Genomic DNA, 21,292 nt, shown 5'->3' with positions numbered 1-21,292 from the left:
CGGGCTGGGCCGGCCGGCGCGCGGGGGAGGCGGGAGGGCGCCGGGTGCGGGTGCCGGGTGTCGTCATCGGTCCGACAAGCCGTGCAGGCGCAGGGCGAGTTGGAGTTCCAGGGCGGAGGCCGGGGAGTTCCAGTCGTCGCCGAGGAGCCTGCGGATCCGCTCCAGCCGCTGCACGACCGTGTTCACGTGGACGTGCAGGGCGTCCTTCGCCTGGGACAGGCTCCCGCCGTGGGCGTAGTACGCGTCGAGGGTCCGGACGAGTTCGGTGCCGCGTCGGTCGTCGTACGCGATGACCGGCCCGAGCACCCGCTCGACGTACCCGCCCACGTCGGCCCGGTCGCCGAGCAGCACCCCGAGGAATCCCAGATCGGGCAGGGCGGCGCCGTGGCCGGTGCGTCCCAGCGTGTGCAGGGCCTCCACGCAGCGCAGGGCCTCGGCGTGGGCGGCCGACAGCACACCCGGTCGATCCGCCGGACCGGCCGCGCCCACCGTGACGGGGGTCTCCAGTACGCGTCCCAGTTCCGCGGCCAGGGTCCGGGCGACCGGGCCGGGCCGGTCGTCGGGTACGAGGGCGGGCGCGACGAGCACCACGCGTCCCTCGTACACCCCCGAGAGCCCCCGCAGGGCACGTGCCCGGCGGGCCGTCTCGGCGGCGAGGCGGGCCCGTACGGCCTCTTCGCAGTGCAGGACCAGCACCGAGTGGGGCCGCGCCAGGTCGAGGCCCAGCCTGCGGGCCCGCAGGGTCAGGCTCCCGGCATCGCGTGCCCGATCGCCGTCCTGCGGCGTCAGCAGATCGCCGAGGAGTTCGCCGCGCACCCGGTCCTCGGCCTCCGCTATGGAGCGCCGGAGCAGTAACAGCAGGGCGGTGACCAGCCCGGCGCGCTCGAACAGTCGCCGTTCGGAGTCGGTGAGCGGAGCCTGCCCGGTGAGCGGGCCCCGCCCGGTGAGGGCGATACTGCCGAGGAGTTCGGGCCCGGCCAACACCGCCCACACCCAGGTCCCGTCCACGGGGACGGCCCGGCCGCCCGAGCGGGACTCCGCGGCGCCCCGTACGGGCGGGGCGATCGGCTCGGAGGCGACCCGCGCGAGTTCGGTGCCGTCGACGTCGTGGATGACGATGCCCCCGCCCAGCAGGGCCGCGACCTCCCGGGCGAGATCCTCGATCTCGCCGCCGCGCAGCACCAGTTCGGTGAGCCGGTCGTGGGTCTCGGTGGCCAGCCGCATCGCCTCGCTGTGCGCGCGGACCGTCTCGTTGGCCTCGTTCAGGTCGACGAGCGCGGCGCGGGTCTCCTCCAACAGCCGGGCGCCGTCGATGGCCACGGCCGCGTGGTCGGCGAGGGAGGACAGCAGGGCCACGGCGTCGGGAGCGAAGGCGCGGACCGCCCGGTCCGCCGCGTACAGCACCCCGATCACCCGTGTGCCGACCCGCAGCGGGACCCCGAGGATGCCCCGGATCCCCTCCTCGCCGACGCCGCGGTCGATGGCCGTGGTGTGCCGGAAGCGGCCGTCGGCGCGGTAGTCGCTGCTCGCGTAGGGCCGGGCCGTCTGCGCCACCAGCCCGCCCAGCCCCTCGCCCATGCCGAGCCGCAACTGCTGGAAGGCGGCCGACACCGAACCGTCGGTGACGCGCATGAACGTGTCCCCGACGGCCGGGTCGTTGAGGGTCAGGTAGGCGACGTCGGTACCCAGCAGGGTGCGGGCCCGTCGGACGATGGCCCGCAGTACGGAATCCAGGTCGCGCAGGGCCGCCAGGTCGCCGGCCGTGTCGAACAGCGCCGTCAACTCCGCTTCCCGGCGCCGGTGTTGGTCGAGCGTGCGCCGGATGCCCAGCGCGGCCCGGGCAGCTTCCTCCACCAAGGCCGCGTCCGCCGCGCGGGCACCCCCGTCGCGTGCCCGCGCGGCGGCCGCGGTCAGGTGTTCGGCCGGCGCCCCCTCGGCCAGCAGCCGCAGCAGCCCGCTCAGGGCCGCGGCGGCCGGGTTGGAGTCGGGGCCGGTCGTGTCGAGGTCGGTCGGCCCTGGGCCGGCCGGGTCGGGGCCGGTCGCGTAGGAGGGGAGGGCGCCGGGTGTGGTGGCGCCGGGGGCGGTCGCGTCGTGGTGGTTCGCGTCGTTCACCAGGCCCATGCTGGCAGTTCCCGGGCGCGCGTTCGCCCCGGTCAGAGGATGTCGGAGGACTGGCCGGCGCGGGCGGGCGCTCGCCGCCGCGCCGGGGCGGTCGCGCCGCCGGGCGCCGTGAGATCCCGACCGCGGGTCTCCTTGGCGATGAACACGGTGAAGGTGGTGACGACGGCGGCGGCGCACAGGTACACGGAGACCGGCAGCGAGGAGCCGTAGTCCTTGAGGAGTTCGACGGCGATGATCGGAGCCAGTGCCCCCGCGACGATCGAGGCGAGCTGCGAGCCCATCGAGGCGCCGGAATAGCGGACCCTGGTGTCGAACATCTCCGAGATGAAGGCGGCCTGCGGACCGTACATCGCGCCGTGCAGCAACAGGCCGACCGTCACCGCCACCGTGATCACCAGGAACGACCGGGAGTCCACCAGGGCGAAGAAGGCGAACGCCCACAGGGCCATTCCCACCGAGCCGATCATCGTGACCGGCCGGCGCCCGACACGGTCCGACAGCGCGCCCCAGGCGGGGATGGTGACGAAGTGGACGGCGGACCCGATCAACACGGCGTTGAGCGCCGTGCCCTTGGACATCCCGAGGTGAGTGGTCACGTAGACGAGGAGGAAGGAGGTCAGGACGTAGTACGAGATGTTCTCGCCGAACCGGGTCCCGATCGCCGTGAGCACCTCACGCCAACTCTTGCGGAACACCTCGACCACGGGCGCCTTCCGCGCGACCGCGCCGGACGCCCTCGCCTCGGCCGCCGCCTTCGCCTGCGCGGCGAGGAAGACCGGCGACTCGGAGACCGAGATCCGGATCCACAGACCCGCGATCACCAGCACCCCCGACAGGAGGAACGGCACGCGCCAACCCCAGGCGAGGAAGGCCGCCTCGGACTGCACGGAGGCGAGCAGCGCCAGTACCCCGGTGGCCAGCAGGTTTCCGCCGGGCGCACCCGACTGCGGCCACGACGCCCAGAAACCGCGGTGCTCGTCGCCCCCGTGCTCGGAGACGATCAGCACCGCACCACCCCACTCGCCGCCCAACGCGAAGCCCTGCACGAGCCGCAGGACCGTGAGCAGGACGGGCGCCCCGACCCCGATCGCGCCGTACGTGGGCAACAACCCCATGGCGAAGGTGGCCCCGCCCATCAGGAGCAGGCTGAGCACGAGCAGCTTCTTGCGCCCGACCTTGTCGCCGAAGTGCCCGAAGACGACCCCGCCGAGCGGACGCGCGAGGAAACCGATGGCGTAGGTGACGAACGCGATCAGCGTTCCGGTCAGCGGGTCCGCGGTGGGGAAGAACAGCTTGTTGAAGACGAGGGCGGCGGCGCTTCCGTAGAGGAAGAAGTCGTACCACTCGATGGTGGTGCCGATCAGGCTGGCCGCGACGATCTTTCTGATGCCGGACCGGGCCTGCGGAGCCGCTGCGGGGGAGACCATGTGCACCACTTCCAGGGGCCTGTGGGGACGTTCCGTGTCGGCACAACGTAGGAGTCCGCAGGTCGGCGGTATATGTGGCCGGTCATCACAATCAGGCACCTTCCTGTGTGCCCCGACGCCACAGCGCCGAAGCCGACGCCTCCCGTTGTCCTCGTCGCCCATGGCAGCGAGCAGGGCCCCGCGTCGTTCCCCCGGACGCGGGGCCCTGCTCGTGTCGATGCCCCCGAGGGTCAGCCGCCCTGGCCGGCGCTTCCGATCGGGCCCACCTTGACGGGGGAGCCGTCGCCCTCCGTGACGGGCAGCGTGGCGGCACCCGGCCACGCGAGGGTGACCGACTTCGTCTCGTCCGGCGGGGTCACGACCAGGCCCGTGAGGCGGACTCCGGAGCCGCCCGAGGTGTTGAGCGGGTAGGTGACGCCGAAGGAGACCGCGGCGCCCTTCTTGAGGGTGGTCGCGCCGGGGTGCTCGCCGGTGCGCTTCGCGGAGAGGGAACCCGAGGCGGTCTTCACGTCGACGCCCGCGTACTCGGAGAGCGTGCAGTCCTTGCCGCCGCGGTTCTTCAGCTGCACGGCGACGGTGCCTTCGGTGTCGCCGCCGACGGTGCCGTCGACCGCCGTGATCTCCAGGTCGTCGGTGCGGCACTTGCCGGCCTTGCCGTTGTCGGAGCCGGTCCCGGCGGCCGTACCCTTCCCGTTGCCGCCCGTCCCGGCCGAGCTCTTGCCGCCGCTCTGGTCCGAACCGCCCGAGCCGACGCCGCCGCCCGAGGAGGACGGGGTGGACGCGGCCGGCGGTGCGGTGGTCGCGGACGACGGGCTGCCTGCTGCCGCACCGTCTTCGCCGTTCTGGCACGCCGTCAGCGAGAGACCGGCGGCGATGGCCAGGGCGGTGAAGGTGAGCTTGTGAACGCGCATCGTTGCTTCCTCGGAACTCGGTGGGTGGCATCGGCCGCTCGGGTCGGTGCGAGCGAACGCTTCTGATACCCAAGACCCGTCCGGCCGAGGGGCCGTTCCGCCCGACCGGTCCCTCATACCTTCCTGTTACACGTACGGCTCGGGGTCGCGCGCACGACCCCGGGTCCGCCGCGCCGGGGAACGCCGCCGACCAGCCGGGAAGAGGGTTCCCGCCACTGTCCGGACCTGTTCTCGGCCACCCGTCCGCCGGGACGGATCCGTGACGCGATTGATCTTGACCGCAAGCGGTGGCATGCCCTCCTCAAGCGCGAGTCGTCACGGACTGTGAAGGACCAGTCACCACTGGGTGCGGCTCCCGGAGCGTGGCGGCCCGGTGGTTCGGGGCGTGCCGGTCGTACCCGGCAGTAGCCGCCGGTGGTGTCACCCGGGCCGGCCGAGGCGGAGTGTTCACGTGGTGGACGGTCGTTCCCGACGCTCCCACCTGCTGCTACAGTCCCGTCCATGCAGCACACCACCACCCTCGCCATGATGCGAATGATGCCCCCGCCCCCGGAGGCGCTTCGCTAGCGAAGCCGTGTGCGCACCAGCTGCGACGGACCCTCCGGAAACGGAGGGTCCGTTTTTTGTTGCCCGGACCGCCCCGGAATCCGGGCCCGGTCGCCGCCGGCCCCGATCGTCAGCTCTTCCGCCCCATCCCGCCACCCGCCCCGCCCGTCACCGACAGAAGGCGAAGTACCCGCCATGTCCCACCTGCCAGTCGTCGCCCTCACCGACTGCGCCGATCCCAACGCGCTGGCCCGTCAGTCCGCCCGGATCGCCACCCTCTTCGGCGGCACGCCGACGGTCCTGCCGCTCGGCGGGCCGGACCCGGAGGGCGCCGCCGCCCTCACCCTGCTCGACCTGCTGCGCTCGACGGACCTGACCGGCGGGCCGACCCGGCCGGTGGTCGTCATGGTCAACATCGCCCCGCGGGACGGGCACTGGCCCAACGGCGTGCCGTTCTGCTACTTCCGGCACGGGCAGCACCTGGTCATCAGCACGGTGAACCACCGCGTCCTCGCCCCCCTGGTGACCTACCTCGGCCTGGAGGAGGTGCAGGTCACCGATGTCCGTGAGGTGCTGGAGGCCGCTGCCGCCGGGTGGGCCGAGCTGGCGGACACCGAGGTCGAGGAGATCGTACGGACCCAGTTCCGCAGCCTCTGGTACGTACCGCTGCTGGCCCGCTGGCTGGCGGACGGCCGCCCCGTTCCCGCGCAGCCGCTGGCGGTGCGTCCGCCCGCCGAGGAGGCGGTGCGGGTCGCCGTCGTGGACAACTTCGGGAACTGCAAGTTGGACCGTCCCGCCGTCGAACTGCCCGGCTACGACGGTGCGGACGGGCTGACCGTCCACAGCCGGCGCGACGGCCGCGGCGTCCGGGTGCGATGTTACGACCGGCTGCCCGACGTCCCGCTCGGCGAGCCCGGAATCACCGTCGGCAGTTCCGGGATCGGCTTCGCCGAACTGGTCGTTCGCGGCGGTTCCGCAGCCGAACTCTTCGGTCTGACCCAGGGCGATCAGGTGTTCCGTCTCGCCGGCTGACATGTGATCAGTGCGTTACCCCACGGTGGCCGGCGAGATTGACACCGCGCTCCACCGCCCGGAATGCTGAAACGCATGTCCGGAACCCTCCCGCTGGTACGCCGCCGCCACGTGGACAACGTGCGCTGCGCCGCCGATCTGTGTCGCTGAGCGCACGACGTCGGCCCGTTTCCCGTACCCCCCCGTTCTCGGACCCCTTCGAAGGACCCTTGATGCTTCGTACCCGCACCACCCTCGCGGCTTCCGCCGTCGCCGTCCTGCTGACGGCCGCCGCCTGCGCACCCCAGCCGGAAAGCCCCGCCGGCGCGGCCGGATCCGCCGGCCCCACCTGCACCACCGGCAGTCCCGGCCTCCACAAGAGCGGGCAGTTGACCGTCGCGACCGATTCCCCGGCCTACGCGCCCTGGTTCGACAGCAACACCCCCTCCAACGGGAAGGGCTTCGAAAGCGCGGTCGCCTACGCGGTGGCCGGAAAGCTCGGCTTCGGCCGGGACCAGGTGAAGTGGGTCGTCGAACCGTTCGCCCATTCCTACGCGCCCGGCGCGAAGAACTTCGACTTCGACATCAACCAGATCTCCATCACCCCGCAGCGCGCGAAGGCGGTGGACTTCTCCACCAGTTACTACACGGCCGACCAGGCCATCCTGACGCTGGACAACTCCGGCTTCGCGAAGGCCACTTCGCTGGCCGAACTGAAGGACGCCAGAATCGGCGTCCAGGTGGCCACCACCAGCTTCCAGGCGGTGCGCGACCAGCTCAAGCCCTCGCGTCAGCCGAGCGTCTTCAACACCACCAACGACGAGGTCAACGCATTGAAGAACGGTCAGATCGACGCGATCGTCACCGACCTGCCGACCGTGTTCTACCTCGCCGGCTCGGAGCTGGACAACGCCAAGATCGTCGGCCAGTTCGGCTACGCGGGCGGCACCCCCGAGCAGTTCGGGCTGCTCCTTCCCAAGGGCAGCGGGTACACCCCCTGCGTGAACCAGGCCCTGAGCGCCCTCAAGGCCGACGGCACGCTCGCCAAGCTCACGTCGCAGTGGCTGTCCGCCTCGGCGAACGTCCCCGAGCTGAAGCCGTAGCGGGCCGACCGTGGACCTCGTGAAGACGGCCGCGCGGCACCAGCCGGCCACACCGCCGAACGACACCTACCGACCGAGCGAACGTGAGCAGGAGCGGGAGCGGTTCCGCCGCTCCCGCAAACGACGACACACCTGGATCGCCGCCCTGTGCACCTTGCTCTGCCTGGGGGTGATGGCGGCCGCGGCCGTCGCCTCGCCGGGCTGGGAGCGCGTCCGGAGACTGTTCCTGGACGGCGCCGAGTTCCGGGACGCGTTCCCCGAACTCCTGCGGGCCTTCTGGCTCAACATCCAGATGTTCCTGATCGCCGAAGTGCTGATCCTCGTCCTCGGGCTGCTGATCGCCCTGGTGCGGGTGACCCGCGCGCCCGGACTGGCGCCGCTGAGGCTGGCCGCGACCGTGTACGTGGACGTCTTTCGCGGCGTACCGACCCTGCTCCTGGTCTTCCTCGTCGGATTCGGGCTGCCCGCCCTCAGGTTGCAGGGCACCCCCTCACAGCCCTGGGTGCTCGGAGTGATCGCCCTGGTCCTCTCCTACAGCGCCTACGTCGGCGAAGTGCTGCGCGCAGGACTGAACTCCGTCCACCCCGCCCAACGCAACGCCGCGCGGGCCCTGGGGCTGGGCGAACGACAGACCCTGCGGCACGTGGTGCTGCCGCAGGCCGTGCGCAACGTCCTCCCGCCGCTGCTCAACGACTTCATCGCCCTGCAGAAGGACACCGCGCTGGTCGCCGTCCTCGGCCCGCTGGAGGCACTGCGCGCCGCGCAGATCAAGGCGGACTACGACTTCAACTACACCCCGTACCTGGGAGCGGCTCTCTTGTTCATCGCGGTGACCATTCCGTTGACCCGCTTCGCCGACCGGCTCCAGCGCCGTGCGGCGCGGCGCACTTGGGCGGAGACGGGCCGATGAGCCTTCCGTTGCTGCGGATCCGCGGCGTACGCAAGCAGTACGGGTCGCGTCTCGTCCTGCGCTCGATCGACCTGGACGTCGCCGAGCACCAGGTCGTCTGCCTCATCGGCGGCTCGGGTTCGGGCAAGTCCACCCTGCTGCGCTGCGCGGACCTGCTGGACGTCGTCGACGACGGCACCATCCACCTGGGCGACAGCGAACTGACCGACCCCCGCCTGGACCCCAATGTCGCCCGCAGGCGCATCGGCATCGTCTTCCAGGCCTACAACCTGTTCCCGCACCTGAGCGTGCTGGACAACATCACGCTCGCGCCGCGCCAGGTCCACGGCGTCCCGCGCAAACGGGCCGAGGAGTCGGCCCGCGAGCTGCTGGCGCGGCTGGGACTCGCGGACAAGGCACACGAACACCCCGACCGGCTGTCCGGCGGCCAGCAACAGCGCGCCGCGATCGCCCGGGCCCTGGCCACCGAGCCGGAGCTGCTCCTCTTCGACGAGATCACCTCGGCGCTCGACCCCGAACTGGTGGGCGAGGTGCTGGACGTGGTCGCGGACCTCAAGCAGCGCGGCCTGACCATCCTCATGGCCACGCACGAGATGGGCTTCGCCCGGCAGGTCGCGGACCAGGTCTGTTTCCTGGAGGACGGGGTGATCGTGGAACAGGGCACCGCGGAGCAAGTCCTCACCGCCCCCCGGGAGCAGGCCACGCAACGCTTCCTCACCCGGGTGCTCGACCGCGCGCAGTGACGTGGTGTGGCGCGCCCGGGATGATTGACTAGGGTGTCGTGGAGTCGTACAGGCCAGGAGCCGCTGTCCGCAGGGCAGTTGGACGGCCTGGGGGTGGGGCGGACATGACGGAGGGCTCGCGTTGGATCGTCCGGCCGGAGCGGACCCGCGCGGTGGGCGTGTGCCCGGCCGCCCGGCGCCCGCGGCGTTGCCACCGGCGCCCCGCGCGTGGATCGGGCTGATCGCGGCCCTCGCCGCACTGGTGGTCGTCGTGCTCGGGTTCCTGTACGCGGGCCACAGCGAGCCCGGCACCGTGGACGCGTGGATCCACGAGGCGGTGTACGGGGTGCGGCCGCCGTGGAGGCGCGTCGCACTGGCCACGGACTTCCTGGGGGAGCCCGTCGGAGCGGCGGTGGTGGTCGCGGCCGTGGTCGCGGGCTGCCTGCTGCTCCGCAGCCCGCGCACGGCGGTGCTCGTCGTCACCGGTGCCGGCGTGACGGTGGTGACCACGACGCTGCTCAAGCACCTGGTGGGACGCACCATCAACGGCGGCTACCTGTCCTATCCGAGCGGGCACACCGCCTTCCTCACCGCGCTCGCCCTCGCCCTCGCGCTGCTCGCGACCGGCCGCCTCGGCCTCGGCCGGACGGCCGGCACCCTGCTCGTGCTCGCCGCGGCGCTGGTCGCCGGCGCCGTCATGGGGTGGGCGCAGGTCGCCCTGGGCGCGCACTACCCGACCGACGTCCTCGGCGGCTGGTGCACCGCGCTGGCGCTGGTACCGGCGACCGCGTGGCTGGTCGACCGGACGGCCGACCGAAGGACCGACCGGACGACCAACGCCGTTCAGCGGCAGGCACACTGACGTGGCATCACATCACGCCAGGCGGCGGAACACGGGTTTCACCGGTCGCCCGGTCACCCACGGGGTGGGGTCGGTGGCGTCCAGCGCCTTCCGGTACACCGCACACGCCTGCGCCACCACGTCGACGGTGTGATCGATGTCGGCGTCGTCGAGCGCGCTGCTCACCACGAACGACGGGGCCAGCACCCCGCCCGCGAGGAGCCGGCGCAGGAACAGGGTGCGGTAGCGCTGCGACGGCCGCAGGTTCTCGTCGAGGGTGGCGAAGACCAGGTTGCTGGCGCGGCCCTTCACGACGACGTGGTCGCCGACGCCCATCGCGGCCGCAGCCTCGCGGACCCCGGCGGCCAGCCGCTCACCGAGGGCGTGCAGCCGTGCGGTGACACCCTCCTCGGCATAGGTGGTCTGCACGGCCATCGCGGCGGCCAGCGCGTGCGTTTCCGCACCGTGCGTGGTGGACAGCAGAAACACCCGGTCGCCGGAGTGACGCAGTCCGCCCCGCTCCATCAGGTCGCGGCGCCCGGCCAGCGCCGAGACGGCGAACCCGTTGCCCAGCGCCTTGCCGAACGTGGAGAGGTCGGGGACGACGCCGTACAGGCCCTGGGCGCCCGCCTCGGACCAGCGGAAGCCGGTGATCATCTCGTCGAAGACCAGTACGCAGCCGTGCCGGTCGGCCAGCTCGCGCAGGCCGGCGAGGTACCCGGGCGGCGGCTCGGTGTGCCCGGCGGGTTCGAGGATCAGGCAGGCGACCTCGTCCTGGTACCGGGTGAGCAGCTCCTCCGTGGCGGTCAGGTCCCCGTAGGGGAACGCCACGGTGAGTTCGGTGGTCGCCGCCGGAATGCCCGCGGACATCGGCGTGGTGGCGATGAACCAGTCGTCTACGGAGAAGAACGGATGGTCGCCGCAGATCGCGACCCGCGGGCGGCCGGTGACGGCGCGGGCGAGACGGACCGCGGCGGTGGTGGCGTCGGAGCCGTTCTTCGCGAACTTCACCATCTCGGCCGTCGGCACCGTGGCCAGGAACCGTTCCGCGGCCCGGACCTCGACGATGGACGGCCGGACGAAGTTGCTGCCGCGGTCGAGTTCCCGCCGTACCGCCTCGATCACGCGGGGGTGGGCGTGGCCGAGGCTGACCGACCGCAGGCCCGATCCGTACTCGATGTAGCGGTTGCCGTCGACGTCCCACACGTGGGCACCGCGGCCGTGACTGATGACGGGCGCCAGGTTCTCGGGGTACTGGTCGTCGCCCTTGGCGTAGGTGTGCGCGCCTCCGGGGATCATGGCGTGCAGCCGCTCGTTGGCCAGCCGCGAGCGGGGCAGGACGAACTCTTCGGTGTCTTCCGTGCCTTCGGTCTCTTCGGTGTGCACGCCGACCTCAACCTTCCTGGTGCTTGAGTACCTCGGCGAGGCTCGGCGCCTCCCGGTCCCGCCGGGACATCGATGTGATGGGCAGCGGCCAGGGGATGGCCAGCTCCGGGTCGTCGAAGGCGATCGTCACGTCCTCGGCCGGATCGTGGGGGCGGTCGATCCGGTACGAGGTGTCGGCGGTCTCGGTCAGCGCCTGGAAGCCGTGCGCGCATCCCGCCGGGATGTACAGCGTCGCCTGCGTCTCGCCGGACAGCTCGAAGAAGGCCCGGTTTCGGTAGGTGGGGGAGTCGGGCCGCAGGTCCACGACGACGTCGAAGATCTGCCCGTACGAGCACCGCACCAGCTTGGCCTCGCCCGCGCCGGAGCGCAGGTGCAGGCCACGCAGCACGCCCCGGACCGAGCGGGACACGCTGTCCTGGATGAAGGCGTCCGGGTCGAGGCCCACCGAGCGGACCAGGTCGGCGTCGAAGGTCCGGCAGAAGAAACCGCGCTCGTCGGCGTACGGGGTCGGTTCGAACAGGTGGGCGCCGGCGATCGCCGGGACCTCGGTCGCCTTCATGGCGTCTCCCGCAGGGCGTGGGTGTGGTCGGCCGCCGGGAAGACGGCCGCGGTCAAGGCGGTGAACTGCCGGTCGAGTTGCCGGACGGCGACCGCGTTCCGCTCGGTGAGGATCCGGCGCAGCTCCGCCGATCTCTTCTCCAGCTCCCGGAACTGTTCGAGCAGCCGGTCGGCGTCGACGTCACGAGCCGGGTGGCAGTACGCCTCCAGCCCCATCCGCGCCATGAGCGCGTCGCTCTTCGCCGCGTAGCTCAGGGCGAGCGTCGGTGTGCCGACCTTCAGCGCGCAGATCAGGTTGTGATAGCGGGTCGCCACCACGGTGTCGGCCGCCGCCGTCTCCTTCATCAGGTCGGCCAGCGAGGCCGCCTCGGCGGCGGTGACCAGCGGTGAGTCCACCGCGTCGAGGATCGCGGCGACCACCGGCGCGTCGCACGCGTCGCCGGTGAGCAGCCGGACCGGCCTGCCGTCCTCGACCAGCGCGCGGACGAAGCGGGTCGTCCCGTCGAGGTAGCGCCGGTGGATCTCCTCGGCCCGGGCGCGGTCGTCGTCGCCGCCGTGGAAGTCCATGACACCCACGGCGACCGGGCCCGGCGTGTCCGAGGGCGCGCCCGCCCGCGGCGTCGGTAGGGCGAACGCCAGGTCCGGGTAGACCTCGTCGCGCGTGGTGTCCACGCCCATCGCCCGCATCGCGTCGCGCGACGGGGTGTCCCGGTACGACCGGTAGCCGGCCAGCCGCGCCGACCAGCGCACGAGGGTGCGGGTCGGCCGGTTGCCGATCGCGCCGGCCCCGACGCCGACCAGCGCGACCCGGGTGCCGGACAACCGGCCGGACGCGCACAGCAGGAACAGCGAGTACGGGAAGCCCCACGGCCGCAGCGGCAGGGTGGCCTCCAGGACGCCCATGCCCGGCACGATCACCACGTCGTGCCGGCGCACCCAGGCGGCGGTGCGGAAGACATCGACGAGTTTGCCCAGGCCCTTCGCCGCGACGGCGCCCGCCCGCGACGCGGTCCGGTACTCCCCGCGGTACCAGTGCAGCCGGGTCGCCGGAATGCCGTACCGGGCCGAGACGACCTCGGGTCCGCCGCACAGCGCGTCCACGACCGCCCCGGGGTGCTTGGCGCGCAGGTAGCCGAGGACGGCTTCGAGCGAGCCGTCGTTGCCGAGGTTGCCGGACCCGAGGAGGCCGAACACCCCCACGCGCACCGGGGTTCCGTCCGCCGAGGTCATGCCCGCCTCCCCTCGCGGCCGGCGACGAGGGCGTCGACGGAGACGGTGAGCAGGGACGGGTCGACCGGGGCGCGGTCCTCGACCCGCTCGCCGGCGCCCGGCCGGACCCGGCTGGTCATCCACGCGGCCAGGTGGCGCCGGCACGCGCGCCGGTCGGCCGGGGACAACGGCGCCCGCCGGATCGCCGAGGCGAAGCCCCAGACGTACTCGGCGAGCAGCCGGGGCGTGGGGTGCAGCGGGCCCGCCCGGCGCGGGTCGAGGTTGACGCACCGGGAACGCTTGGAAGGGTTCGCCCGCTCGGCGCGGGTGGGATGGTCGCGGCGGAAGTACAGCAGCTCCGGCACCTGGTGGAAGGGCCCGTGCAGGGTGATCTCGGCGACGAACGTGCGGTCCGCGTGGTGGTAGCTGTCGTGCGGCTTCACCCGGCGCAGCACGTCCGCCCGCATCACCCCGTAGAAGTCGTCGCCACCGGGCTCGAACAGCAGACTGCGGAAGCGCTCCGGTGCGTGGGGGGAGTCGGTGGCGAGCCCGTACTCGTACGGGACCGTCACCGTGCCGTCGCCGTCGATGACCGCCTGGCCGCTGTGCGCGAGGATCACGTCCGGCCTCTCGTCCAGCGCCTCCACACAGCGCCGCAACAGGTCCCGGGCGTAGAGGTCGTCGTGCGAGGCCCACTTGAACAGCTCGCCGCGGCACTCGGTGAACACGTGGTTGTGGTTCGGCGCCGCTCCGATGTTCCGGGGCAGCCTGAGGTACCGGACGCGTGAGTCCCGGGCCGCGTACCGGCGGCAGATGTCCCCGGTCCCGTCGGTCGAGGCGTTGTCGGAGATGACCAGCTCGAAGTCCTCGTAGGTCTGGCCGAGCAGGGCGTCGAGCGACTGCGCCAGGTACTCCTCGCCGTTGTAGACGGGCAGGCCGATGCTCAGCCGGGGTTGGGCGGTCATGATGTCCTCACTTCGCGAAGGTGGTCGTGGTGGCGCTCGCGCAGGGCGGACCGCAGTTGCAGCCACCACACGGCCGAGCCGCAGACGGTCGCGGCGGCGACGCCCCAGGCCGAGCCGACCGTGCCGGCCACGGCGGCCCCGCCGAGCCCGCCGCCGACATAGCAGGCGGAGGCGAACAGTTGGCAGCGCAGACTGCGCCGCGCCGCGGCGAGCGCGCGCAGCCCGGCCGCCGCGCCGCTGCCGAGGCCGGCGCCCGCGACGCCGAGCGTGGCCGGCACGATGAGTTGCGAGGCGGACGGCCAGACACCGCCGAGCACGAACTCGCCGAGCCGGTCCGGCACCAGCAGCAGGGCCGCGCCCCAGAGCAGCGCGGCGGCGGCCTGCCCGCCGCCCAGGGCGACACAGAACGGGCCCAGCCGGTGGGGGGACTGCCGCAGGACCCGCGCCGCCTCGGCGACGGTGACCAGCGACAGTCCCATCAGCAGGGCGAGGAACGGGCCGAGCAGCAGTTCCGCGCCCCGGACCGCACCCACCGCGCCGACCCCGACGATCGCGCCGAGCCCGTACGCCCGCAGCTGGCTCGCGCCGCTGAGACTGACGTTCTCGACCAGGTACCGGTAGCCGAGATCGCGCTGCTCACGAAGCCACCCGCGGGCCCGGGCCGGCCGGGGCCGCATGTCGGACTGGAGGCAGCCGTACGCCGCGGCCACCGCGGCGGACGCGCCCCAGGCGAGCACGAAAGCGGCCACACTGCCCACACGGGCCGCCACGACCATGGCCGGGACGAGCGCGACGCCCCACACGAGGTCGTTGGCGAAGGCCTTGTGGCCGGCGCCGGCGGCGAAGAACGCGAATCGCCAGGCGTCCTGGAGCAACAGCGCCGGCAGCACGACGCCGAGGCAGGCGAACGCGGAACCCACGCCGCCGCCCAGGCCGAGCCCGACCGCCAGGCACACCGCGCCGAGGACGATGCCGACGCCGAGCGCGGCCCCCGACGAGCGCGCCGCCGCCGCCCGCCAGGAGGCTTCCGGCGCGCCGCTGAAGCGCACCACGAGCGGGTCGGTGGCCAGTCCGCGCGCGACGTTGAGCACCACGCCGTAGGTCAGCCAGGCCAGGCTGAACACGCCGAACGCGCTCAGCCCCAGCGAGCGTGCCACGTAGATGCCCACCGCGAAGTTGGTCATGCTGGAGGCCGCCTGATCGGCCAGTCCCCAGGACAGCCGGCCGACGATGGCCCGCTTGGCGGTCCGCCGGGCGTCCTCGCCCCCGACCGCCGGTGTCGTCTTCTCCCCCTCGGTGGTCATCGGTGTCACGCCTTGATCAGTCCGGCGCCGCACAGGGCGTCGGCCGCCGCGGCGACGGTGTCGAACGGCAACCCGGACCGCTCGCAGACGTCCAGCAGGCCGTGCTCCCCGTCGGAGAGGCTGAGCACCCACAGCATGGCCATCTGGGCCTGCTTCGCGTCGCTGCGGCCGCCCAGCGACTCGTACAGCCCGCGCCGCCCCAACTGCGGCTCGCCGTACGGGCTGAGGTTGAGGTACCGCCGGTTGCGGTCGAGCACGGCGAACGCCTCCCGGCAGACGGCGAGCGTGTCCGCCATCGCCTCCGGGGAGACGAAGTCCGGGTTGTCCGCCGAGGTGTGGTACTCGGGGTAGCCCGCGTACGGGGTCCGGCTGAGCGAACCCACGCCGAGATCGAACCCCGGCGAGCAGAACTGCCGCTCGTCGTAGCCGTACGGCGTGAACTCGGCCACGTGGTGCGGGCGTTCGGAGGCGGTCAGTACATGCCGCATCACCCGGTCGATCTCCGCGTCGCCGCGCCGGCTCTGCTTGTACGTCAGTCGGCCCGCGTCGCCGGCGCAGGCCAACACCAGCCCGTGTTTGACCCGTTCGATGTGCTCCGCGTTGCGGGCCAGCCAGGTGATCGCCCCGATGGTGCCGGGCGCGAAGAGGAACCGGTAGGTGTAGTGGGGCGTCCGCTCCGAGAGCGCCCGCGCCAGGAACGTCGCCACCGCGATGCCGGCCAGGTTGTCGTTGGCCAACGACGGGTGGCACACGTGGCAGGAGACGATCACCTCGTCGGCGACCTGCCCGGGGACCACGTACTCGGCGTAGGTGAGGTGTCCGTCCGCGAGCGTGGAGTCGACGCGCACCTCGTAGTCGCCGTCCGGCAGCGCGTCCAAGGTCTCCTGGGCCAGGCAGAACCCCCAATCCGGTGTGTAGTAGCTGGTGCGGTACGGCACCCAACTCGGGTGCTCCGGCAGGGTGTACAGGTGCTCACGCAGCTCGGACAGCGGCATCGTCGCCGACACCGGCACGCTGTAGCCGAGCACGTGCAGGGTGGACGCGGCGAAGTCGACGACCCGGCGGCCGGAGGCGTCGGCGACGTACGCGTCCCGGATGTTCCACTCCTGCGGCACCGTCCAGTCGAGCACCTGCGTCCCGGTCGGCACCTCGTGCACCTGGAGCGGGATGTACTCGCCGACGATGTCCAGGGTGGCGCGGACGCCGTCGCCGGTGATGCTCCGGCACAGCGGGTACAGCCGCTCCACCAGCGCGTGCATCTCCTCGCCGGCCGTGGTCATCGGCGCCACCGCAGGGTGTCGTCGACGGCGCCGGCCTCGGACGCGGCGCGCAGCACGGCCAGCCGGGTGAAGCGCCGCTCGAAGTCCTCCCGGGTCAGACCGTGCTCGCGGTAGGCGTCGGCGAGTTCGAGCGCGCCCCGCTTCACCGTCCACTCGCAGTCGAAGCCGGGCACGGCGGCGCGGAAGCGGGCGAAGTCCACCCGGTACGACCGCGGATCGGCCCCCGTCTCCCCGGTGATCACCACCTTCGAGCCGGAGACCGCCTCGGCGACCTGCTCGGCGATCTCGGCGACCGTGACGTTGTTGGTCTCGCTGCCGATGTTGAACGCCCGGTCGTGCACCGCCTCGCGCGGCGCGGTCAGCGCGGCCGTGAAGGCCCGCGCGATGTCGGCGGCGTGCACCAGCGGGCGCCAGGGAGTGCCGTCGGAGAGCACCAGCACCTCACCGGACAGCAGCGCGTGGCCCACCAGGTTGTTCAGCACGATGTCGGCGCGCAGCCGGGGCGAGTAGCCGAATGCGGTGGCGTTGCGCATGAACACCGGGCTGAAGTCGCCGTCGGACAGCGCGTGCAGGTCGTCCTCCACCCGCACCTTGGACTCCGCGTACGGCGTCACCGGGCGCAGCGGGGCGTCCTCGGTCACCAGGTCGTCCCCGCCGGCGGCGCCGTAGACGGAGCAGGTCGACGCGTACAGGAAGCGCCGCACCCCGGCGTCGCGGGCCAACTCGGCCAGCCGCACGGAGGCGTGGTGGTTGATGTCGTAGGTGAGCTCCGGCGCCAGCGATCCCAGCGGGTCGTTGGACAGCGCGGCCAGATGGATCACGGCGTCCACCCCGGCCACGTGGTCGGCCGTGACGTCGCGCAGGTCCACCCGCGTTCCCGGCGGGTCCGCGGGCATCGGGCCCAGCACGCAGTCGGCGAACAGGCCGGCGTCGAGACCGACGACCTCGTGCCCGGCGGCGGCGAGGACCGGGGCCATCACGGTGCCCAGATAGCCCTGGTGTCCGGTCAGCAGTACGCGCAAGGTTCATTCCCCCAGGTCGAGAGTGAGTTTGGTGACGGCGAACGCCTCGGCGTAGCGCGCGTTGCTTTCGATGCCCCGGATCCGGGCCAGCCCGAGGAAGGCCTCCCGGTCGTACCAGGGCCGGTGCTGCTGCGAGGGGTAGTGCTCCTGCAACAGCCGCACCTTCTGTTCGGCGATCTCCGGCGACAGCGGCTGGTACGCCGCCGGACGGCCGAGATCGCCGTCCCACTTGACGATCTCGTAGCCGAGGACGAGGTGGTCGCGGTACGCGGTGGTCATCAGCTTCGCCAGCCCGCGGTGATCCTGGTGCGCGTCATCGGTACGCGGCGCGAGCACCAGATCCGGTTCCGTCCGACCGCGCAGCTCCTCCACCGCGGCCTTCGCCTCGCCCCAGTGCGAGGGCAGCCGCCCGTCCGGCAGCTTCAGCACGGTCAGCCGCAGGTCGGCGCCCGGGCAGAAGGCGGCGAGCGCGGCCTGCTCCTCCTGCTCCCGCTCGCCGCCACCGCCGGACAGCACCAGCACGTCGACGCGCAGGCCCGGCCTGGCCCGGCACAGCGTCAGCAGGGTCCCGCCGGCGCCGATCGCGATGTCGTCGCAGTGCGCGGCCACCGCGACGATCCGGGCCAGACGCCCGGTCCCGAGCCGGATCACGCGGTCCACGCCCCGGCGCCGCCCCTGCCGCCGGACGCGCTCGCCCCCGCGCCGTCCCGTTCCCACACGGCCCACGGGCGGTCACCGACGGCGTAGGCGGCGTCGAGCGCGGCTCGTTCCTTCACGGTGTCGGTGGGCTTCCAGAAACCGCGGTGCCGGTGCGCCACCAACCGCCCCTGCTTCGCCAGCCGGGCACAGCCGTCGGCGACCAGGTCACCGTTCTCCGGTATGTGGTCGAAGACCTCCTGGCGGAGCACGAAGTAGCCGCCGTTCTCCCACAGCGGCATGTCGCTCACCGCGGTGATGCCCCCCACCAGGCCGTTCTCGCCCAGCTCCACACAGTGGAACGAGGACTGCGGCGGCACCACCATCATCGACGCACCGGCGTCGCGCCGCGAGAAGGAATCGATCATCTCCGGCAGCGGGGCGTCGGTGAGCACGTCGGCGTAGTTGGCGAGGAACATCTCGTCGCCGTCCAGGTGGTGCCGCACCCGGCGCAGCCGCTCCCCGATCGGGGACTCGATGCCCGTCTGGACGAAGGTGATCGTCCAGGAGGCGATGTCGGTGGACAACAGCTCGGTCCGCCCGCCCCGCAACACGAAGTCGTTGGACGTCGTCTCCTCGTAGTTGAGGAAGAAGTCCTTGATGTGGTGCGCCCCGTACCCCAGGCACAGGATGAACTCCGTGTGCCCGAAGTACGCGTAGTAGCGCATGACGTGCCAGATCAGCGGCCGGGGACCGACCATGGCCATCGGCTTGGGCACGTCGTCGGAGGTTCCGCTGCGCATGCGCAGCCCGTAACCGCCGCAGAACAGTACGACCTTCACGGCTTGACCTCCACGATGCTCAGTTCCGGGATGGGGAAGACCAGACGGCCGCCCCAGGCGTGCACGAAGGACAGTTGCTCGACCAGCTCGTCCCGCAGGTTCCACGGGAGGACGAGCACGTAGTCCGGTCGGTCGATGCCGATCTGCTCGGGCGACAGGATCGGGATCCGGGTGCCCGGGGTGAACCTGCCGTGCTTGTACGGGTTGCGGTCGACCGTGTACCGGAGCAGATCGGGGCGGATCCCGCAGTGGTTGAGCAGGGTGTTGCCCTTGCCGGGGGCGCCGTAGCCGACGACCGTCTCGCCGCGCTCGGCCGCCTCGATGAGGAACCGCAGCAGGTCCCGGCGGACCTTGGCCACCCGATCGGAGAACTCCGTGTACCCGGACAGGTCCTGCAACCCGGCGGCCTTCTCCCGGTCCAGCACGTCGGCCACGCGCCGGCTCGGCTCGCCGGCCACCTCGGTCGGCCGGGCCCACAGCCGGATGGAGCCGCCGTGCGTGGGCAACAACTCGACGTCCACGAGGGAGAGTCCGCCGCTCGCCAGCGCCCGGATCGCGGACGCGACCGTGTAGTACTGGAAGTGCTCGTGGTAGATCGTGTCGTACTGGTTCTCCTCGATCAGGGTCAGCAGGTGCTGCACCTCGATGGAGACCCAGCCGTCGTCGGCCACCAGGGCGCGCAGCCCCCGGGTGAACCCGACCACGTCGGGGATGTGCGCGTACACGTTGTTGGCCACGACCAGGTCCGCCGGGCCGTGCTCGGCGCGGACGGCCGTACCGGTGGCCGGGTCCAGGAACTCCGTGAGCGTGGGCACACCCGCCTCCCGCGCCGCGGCGCCGACGTTCACCGACGGCTCGATGCCGAGGCAGCGGACCCCCCGGTCCACCATGTGCCGCAGCAGGTAACCGTCGTTGCTCGCGACCTCGACCACGAAGGCGTCGGGGCCGAGGGCAAGGCGCCGCACGGCATCGGCGACGAAGACGCGCGCGTGCTCCACCCAGGACGTCGAGTAGGACGAGAAGTACGCGTACTGCGTGAAGGTCTCCTCCGGCGTGATCAGCGGAGGGATCTGCGCGAGCCAGCAGTCGGTGCAGACCCGCAGGTGCAGCGGGTACGCCGGCTCCGGCCGGTCCAGTTCGTCCGCGGCGAGAAAGCTCTCGCACGGCGGGGTCGCCCCCAGGTCGACGACGCTCGCCAGCGTCGCCGAGCCGCAGAGTCGGCATCCTGTCATCTACTGCCCCCATCCCTGCCCGCGCGGGTCTCCCGCGGCGGGCCTCCATTTCCGACCGGCGGCGCGCCGTGCCCGCCACCGGACCGCACCGCGATCGCGGTGCGGTACCCCTCCACCAGGCGCTCCAGCCCGACGGCCGGGCTGAACCCCTGTTCGTAACGGCGCCGGGCGGCCCGCCCCATCTCCCGGTTGCGGTCCGGCTCGGCCGCGACCTCGCGCATGCAGGCCGCGAGCGAGGCGGGCTCACCCGGCCGGTGGAGCAGACCGCTCACCCCGTCCTCGACGAGTTCGACGAAGGCGCCGTGACCGGCGGCGACGGCCGGGACCCCCGCCGCCATCGCCTCCACGACGACCAGGCCGAACGCCTCCAGCCACGTCGACGGAGCCACCACGGCGACCGACCGGGCGATGGCCTGCCGGCACTGGGCCTCGTCGTACAGGCCGACGTACCGCACGTCGTCCCGGCCCGCCGCCCAGGCGGCCACCTCCCGCTCCAGCGGCCCCGTGCCGGCGACCACGAGCGGCACGCCCACACCGCCGCCGGCGGCGATCTCGTCCCAGGCGGCCATGAGCAGCCGTACGCCCTTGGCCTCCGCGAGCCGGCCGAGATAGAGCAGGTGCTCGCCGGCGCCCGTTCTGACCGTGCCCGGTTCGGGCACGAAGTTGTGTTTCACCGCCAGCCGATCGGCCGGCATGCCGGCCCGCACCAGGACGTCGCGCTGCGCCCCGGAGATGCAGAAGAACCGCTCCACACCGGTCCACCACCGCCGCCGGTTGACCGACAGACTGACCGCGAGCGGCACCGTCGCCAGCCGGGAGTCCCGGTAGCAGCCGTGCCGGACGGCCGGCAGCGGCGCCGCCCCGACGCACTCGGTACACGGCCGGCCGTCCCGCTGGAGCGTGCCGGGCGGACAGACCTGGGTGTAGTTGTGCAGGGTGGCGACGGCGGGTACACCGGCGTCGGCGCAGGCGGCCAGCACCGCCGGCGACAGGAGCGGGAAGACGTTGTGGACGTGCACCACGTCCGGCCGCTCGCCGCGGAGCCGGGCGGCGAGCTCCGCGCGGACCGCCGGGTTCCACGGCACGAGGAACGGCAGCGCGGCCTTGGACACCAGGGACCGGGCGGCGATGTCGTCACTGCGCCGCTCGAACACCTCGACCCGGTGGCCGGCCTCGCGCAGCAGCCCCACCTCCTGGTCGACGACCTTGTTCTCACCGCTCGGCTGCGCCGAGGCGTAGCGGTTGTGCACCACGAGGACGTGCATG

19 protein-coding genes are annotated in these 21,292 nt (G+C 72.6%); 5 read left to right on the top strand and 14 right to left on the bottom strand.

Features of this window, described 5'->3' with window-relative positions:
- Window positions 1-63: 63 nt before the first annotated feature.
- The 3 genes from OG906_RS04920 to OG906_RS04910 all read right to left on the bottom strand — a co-directional run bounded on the left by OG906_RS04920 (window position 64) and on the right by OG906_RS04910 (window position 4,459).
- A complete protein-coding gene (locus OG906_RS04920; protein ID WP_443067353.1) occupies window positions 64-2,121 on the bottom strand; it encodes a helix-turn-helix domain-containing protein in 2,058 nt (685 codons plus the stop codon).
- 32 nt (window positions 2,122-2,153) lie between these two features.
- The gene (locus OG906_RS04915; protein WP_329440352.1) at window positions 2,154-3,548 is read right to left on the bottom strand and encodes an MFS transporter; all 1,395 of its coding nucleotides are present in this window, start codon (window positions 3,546-3,548) and stop codon (window positions 2,154-2,156) included.
- Window positions 3,549-3,778: 230 nt separating this feature from the next.
- Entirely contained in the window at window positions 3,779-4,459 is a 681-nt protein-coding gene (locus tag OG906_RS04910; RefSeq protein WP_329440350.1) for a DUF4232 domain-containing protein, read from the bottom strand.
- A 741-nt stretch (window positions 4,460-5,200) separates the two neighbouring features.
- Here OG906_RS04910 and OG906_RS04905 point away from each other — a divergent pair.
- The 5 genes from OG906_RS04905 to OG906_RS04885 all read left to right on the top strand — a co-directional run bounded on the left by OG906_RS04905 (window position 5,201) and on the right by OG906_RS04885 (window position 9,613).
- On the top strand, window positions 5,201-6,037 hold the full coding sequence (locus tag OG906_RS04905; protein WP_329440348.1) for an SAM hydroxide adenosyltransferase: 837 nt from the start codon (window positions 5,201-5,203) through the stop codon (window positions 6,035-6,037).
- A 212-nt stretch (window positions 6,038-6,249) separates the two neighbouring features.
- Window positions 6,250-7,119, top strand: coding sequence for an ABC transporter substrate-binding protein (locus tag OG906_RS04900; RefSeq protein WP_329440346.1), 870 nt, complete (start codon window positions 6,250-6,252; stop codon window positions 7,117-7,119).
- A gap of 19 nt (window positions 7,120-7,138) precedes the next feature.
- Complete coding sequence (locus OG906_RS04895) at window positions 7,139-8,029, top strand: amino acid ABC transporter permease (RefSeq protein WP_329440343.1); 891 nt, start codon at window positions 7,139-7,141, stop codon at window positions 8,027-8,029.
- On the top strand, window positions 8,026-8,772 hold the full coding sequence (locus OG906_RS04890) for an amino acid ABC transporter ATP-binding protein (RefSeq protein ID WP_329440341.1): 747 nt from the start codon (window positions 8,026-8,028) through the stop codon (window positions 8,770-8,772). The genes OG906_RS04895 and OG906_RS04890 overlap by 4 nt, the downstream gene beginning before the upstream one ends.
- Before the next feature lie 160 nt (window positions 8,773-8,932).
- Window positions 8,933-9,613 carry a phosphatase PAP2 family protein gene (locus OG906_RS04885; RefSeq protein ID WP_329440339.1) on the top strand — a complete coding sequence of 227 codons (681 nt, stop codon included), beginning with the start codon at window positions 8,933-8,935 and terminating at the stop codon, window positions 9,611-9,613.
- A gap of 12 nt (window positions 9,614-9,625) precedes the next feature.
- Here OG906_RS04885 and OG906_RS04880 read toward each other — a convergent pair whose 3' ends face one another.
- Genes OG906_RS04880 through OG906_RS04830 form a run of 11 tightly spaced genes read right to left on the bottom strand, consistent with a single transcriptional unit; the run spans window position 9,626 to window position 21,291 of the window.
- Window positions 9,626-10,978, bottom strand: a complete 1,353-nt coding sequence (locus tag OG906_RS04880) for a glutamate-1-semialdehyde 2,1-aminomutase (protein ID WP_329440337.1) — start codon at window positions 10,976-10,978, stop codon at window positions 9,626-9,628.
- A 7-nt stretch (window positions 10,979-10,985) separates the two neighbouring features.
- Window positions 10,986-11,537, bottom strand: a complete 552-nt coding sequence (locus OG906_RS04875) for a dTDP-4-dehydrorhamnose 3,5-epimerase family protein (protein ID WP_329440335.1) — start codon at window positions 11,535-11,537, stop codon at window positions 10,986-10,988.
- Entirely contained in the window at window positions 11,534-12,766 is a 1,233-nt protein-coding gene (locus OG906_RS04870) for a polysaccharide pyruvyl transferase family protein (RefSeq protein WP_329440333.1), read from the bottom strand. The genes OG906_RS04875 and OG906_RS04870 overlap by 4 nt, the downstream gene beginning before the upstream one ends.
- Window positions 12,763-13,710, bottom strand: a complete 948-nt coding sequence (locus OG906_RS04865) for a glycosyltransferase family 2 protein (protein ID WP_329440330.1) — start codon at window positions 13,708-13,710, stop codon at window positions 12,763-12,765. The genes OG906_RS04870 and OG906_RS04865 overlap by 4 nt, the downstream gene beginning before the upstream one ends.
- On the bottom strand, window positions 13,707-15,014 hold the full coding sequence (locus tag OG906_RS04860) for a hypothetical protein (protein ID WP_329440326.1): 1,308 nt from the start codon (window positions 15,012-15,014) through the stop codon (window positions 13,707-13,709). The genes OG906_RS04865 and OG906_RS04860 overlap by 4 nt, the downstream gene beginning before the upstream one ends.
- 5 nt (window positions 15,015-15,019) lie before the next feature.
- Window positions 15,020-16,294: a DUF4910 domain-containing protein gene (locus OG906_RS04855; protein WP_443067352.1), complete on the bottom strand. Its 1,275-nt coding sequence runs from the start codon at window positions 16,292-16,294 to the stop codon at window positions 15,020-15,022.
- Entirely contained in the window at window positions 16,291-17,316 is a 1,026-nt protein-coding gene (locus OG906_RS04850; protein ID WP_329440322.1) for an NAD-dependent epimerase/dehydratase family protein, read from the bottom strand. Before OG906_RS04850 ends, OG906_RS04855 begins: the two co-directional genes overlap by 4 nt.
- Before the next feature lie 3 nt (window positions 17,317-17,319).
- Entirely contained in the window at window positions 17,320-17,967 is a 648-nt protein-coding gene (locus OG906_RS04845; RefSeq protein ID WP_329447927.1) for a PIG-L deacetylase family protein, read from the bottom strand.
- Window positions 17,964-18,794, bottom strand: coding sequence for a glucose-1-phosphate cytidylyltransferase (locus OG906_RS04840; protein ID WP_329440320.1), 831 nt, complete (start codon window positions 18,792-18,794; stop codon window positions 17,964-17,966). The genes OG906_RS04845 and OG906_RS04840 overlap by 4 nt, the downstream gene beginning before the upstream one ends.
- Window positions 18,791-20,026: a class I SAM-dependent methyltransferase gene (locus OG906_RS04835; protein WP_329440317.1), complete on the bottom strand. Its 1,236-nt coding sequence runs from the start codon at window positions 20,024-20,026 to the stop codon at window positions 18,791-18,793. Before OG906_RS04835 ends, OG906_RS04840 begins: the two co-directional genes overlap by 4 nt.
- Window positions 20,023-21,291, bottom strand: coding sequence for a glycosyltransferase (locus tag OG906_RS04830; protein ID WP_329440315.1), 1,269 nt, complete (start codon window positions 21,289-21,291; stop codon window positions 20,023-20,025). Before OG906_RS04830 ends, OG906_RS04835 begins: the two co-directional genes overlap by 4 nt.
- Between the last annotated feature and the right edge of the window lies 1 nt (window position 21,292).

Source organism: Streptomyces sp. NBC_01426, from assembly GCF_036231985.1.
In the GTDB taxonomy this organism is placed as follows: domain Bacteria; phylum Actinomycetota; class Actinomycetes; order Streptomycetales; family Streptomycetaceae; genus Streptomyces.
This window is presented reverse-complemented; position numbering and strand designations above follow the sequence as displayed.

Excerpts from the sequence above, each read along its gene's own strand:
- OG906_RS04915 (WP_329440352.1), bottom strand. The coding sequence starts at position 3,548 with ATGGTCTCCCCCGCAGCGGCTCCGCAGGCCCGGTCCGGCATCAGAAAG.
- OG906_RS04855 (WP_443067352.1), bottom strand. The coding sequence starts at position 16,294 with ATGACCACGGCCGGCGAGGAGATGCACGCGCTGGTGGAGCGGCTGTAC.
- OG906_RS04905 (WP_329440348.1), top strand. The coding sequence starts at position 5,201 with ATGTCCCACCTGCCAGTCGTCGCCCTCACCGACTGCGCCGATCCCAAC.
- OG906_RS04870 (WP_329440333.1), bottom strand. The coding sequence starts at position 12,766 with ATGACCTCGGCGGACGGAACCCCGGTGCGCGTGGGGGTGTTCGGCCTC.
- OG906_RS04860 (WP_329440326.1), bottom strand. The coding sequence starts at position 15,014 with ATGACCACCGAGGGGGAGAAGACGACACCGGCGGTCGGGGGCGAGGAC.
- OG906_RS04890 (WP_329440341.1), top strand. The coding sequence starts at position 8,026 with ATGAGCCTTCCGTTGCTGCGGATCCGCGGCGTACGCAAGCAGTACGGG.
- OG906_RS04900 (WP_329440346.1), top strand. The coding sequence starts at position 6,250 with ATGCTTCGTACCCGCACCACCCTCGCGGCTTCCGCCGTCGCCGTCCTG.
- OG906_RS04920 (WP_443067353.1), bottom strand. The coding sequence starts at position 2,121 with ATGGGCCTGGTGAACGACGCGAACCACCACGACGCGACCGCCCCCGGC.
- OG906_RS04875 (WP_329440335.1), bottom strand. The coding sequence starts at position 11,537 with ATGAAGGCGACCGAGGTCCCGGCGATCGCCGGCGCCCACCTGTTCGAA.
- OG906_RS04830 (WP_329440315.1), bottom strand. The coding sequence starts at position 21,291 with ATGCACGTCCTCGTGGTGCACAACCGCTACGCCTCGGCGCAGCCGAGC.
- OG906_RS04865 (WP_329440330.1), bottom strand. The coding sequence starts at position 13,710 with ATGACCGCCCAACCCCGGCTGAGCATCGGCCTGCCCGTCTACAACGGC.
- OG906_RS04835 (WP_329440317.1), bottom strand. The coding sequence starts at position 20,026 with ATGACAGGATGCCGACTCTGCGGCTCGGCGACGCTGGCGAGCGTCGTC.
- OG906_RS04910 (WP_329440350.1), bottom strand. The coding sequence starts at position 4,459 with ATGCGCGTTCACAAGCTCACCTTCACCGCCCTGGCCATCGCCGCCGGT.